The 1,526-nt window shown below is 62.1% G+C and carries 1 protein-coding gene; it reads right to left on the minus strand.

Annotated features, from left to right (window positions below):
• Positions 1-105 precede the first annotated feature (105 nt).
• Positions 106-1,473: an IS1182 family transposase gene (locus NKJ67_RS35035; protein ID WP_127382146.1), complete on the minus strand. Its 1,368-nt coding sequence runs from the start codon at positions 1,471-1,473 to the stop codon at positions 106-108.
• Between the last annotated feature and the right edge of the window lie 53 nt (positions 1,474-1,526).

A 1,526-nucleotide genomic window follows, 5' to 3' on the forward strand; every position in this document is an offset into this window, starting at 1 on the left:
CAGACTGCTGACAAACCCCGTCGATTTTCGGCGGGGTTTTTTGTTATGTGATTGAAGTGTCTTGGACTGTTTGTGTCAGGAGATTTTGACAAGAGGCATTGAGCCTCATGCGCGGGCCGGCTTGGGCTTCGGGCACAGGCAAAGGGCGATCTTTTTGATGTTCTGGGCGGCGGCGGCGATCAGGCACTGGCAGGCGACCTTGGTGAGACTTCGGAACCGCGCATAGCGGTGACCATGCAGTTGCTTGGCGTCGGCGAAGGAGCGCTCGACGGTCTCCTTGCGGCGGCGGTAGATAGCCTTGCCCCATGCGGTCAGCCGATTGGCGTCGGTGCGCTCCTTCGCATCGGCCCAGGCATGGCGGATGATGGTGCGTTGGGCCTTGGCATTGCTGGTGCAGGAGGCAAGCAGCGGGCAGTCGCGGCAGATAGCCGGGTCACTCTTGTAGTGGCGGTAGCCATTGCGGTCGGTGGTGGCGTAGGCCAGCATCTGGCCCTGTAGGCAGCGATAGCCATCAGCCGCCGGCTCATGGGTGAAGGAGGACGGACCCATCATGCCGGGCTTGGGCGGTCTGGGGCGACGATAACCGGTGACACCGCGGATTGCCCGATCCTCCAGTCCTTTGGCGATGCCTGCCGTGGCATAGCCGGCGTCCAGCCCGACGGCGCCGACATCAAAGCCGAAGCGCTGCACCTGCCGATCGAGCCTCGACAGGTAGACGGTCGAATCGTGGACGATCGCCGTCGTGTGCGTGTCGGTGATGATGGCGTGCGCCGCATCCACCGTGCGATGGTCGAGATAGAAAAAGCCCTTCGGCTTGCCCTCGCGTACCATGTAGCCGCTGTCGGGGTCGGTGCGCGAGACCTTGGTCTCCTTAACCGCAGGCCGCCGCTCCTTCTGCTTCAGCGGCTTCTGGCCATGCAGCGCCCGTTCGGTGTCGATCGCACGATCGAGGTCGGCCCAATAGTCGGCCCGCGACTTGGCGATCATGGCAAGATCGTATTTGCCCTTGTTGGCGTTGGCCTTCAGATGGGTGGAGTCGGTGTACAGCACCGTGCCGTCGACCAAGCCCGCCCGGATCGCCTGCTCAACAATGCGGTCGAAGATCGCCTGCGACACGCTGGTGTCGTCGTAACGCCGCCGCCGGTTCTGGCTCAACGTCGAGGCGTCGAACACCTTGTCCGTCAGCTTCAGTCGCAGGAACCAACGATAGGCGACATTGACCTCGATCTCGCGCACCAGCTGCCGCTCCGAGCGAACGCCAAACAGGTAGCCGATGAACAGCGCCTTGAACATCAAGGTCGGGTCGAGTGGCGGGCGGCCATTGTCGGGGCAATACAGCGGCGCGGTCAGATCGTGGATGAAGGTGAAATCGATCACACGGTCGATCTTGCGCAAAAGGTGATCGGCAGGAACCAACTGATCCAGCGTCACCATCTCGAGCGCGGTCTGTTCAGGGGCGGGTCGCTTCAACATGACCCAGTGAATCAAAAACCCCCAGCAAATGCCAGGGGTTTGTCAGCAGTCTG

The sequence above is a fragment of the Mesorhizobium sp. M0088 genome (genome assembly GCF_040322895.1).
In the GTDB taxonomy this organism is placed as follows: domain Bacteria; phylum Pseudomonadota; class Alphaproteobacteria; order Rhizobiales; family Rhizobiaceae; genus Mesorhizobium.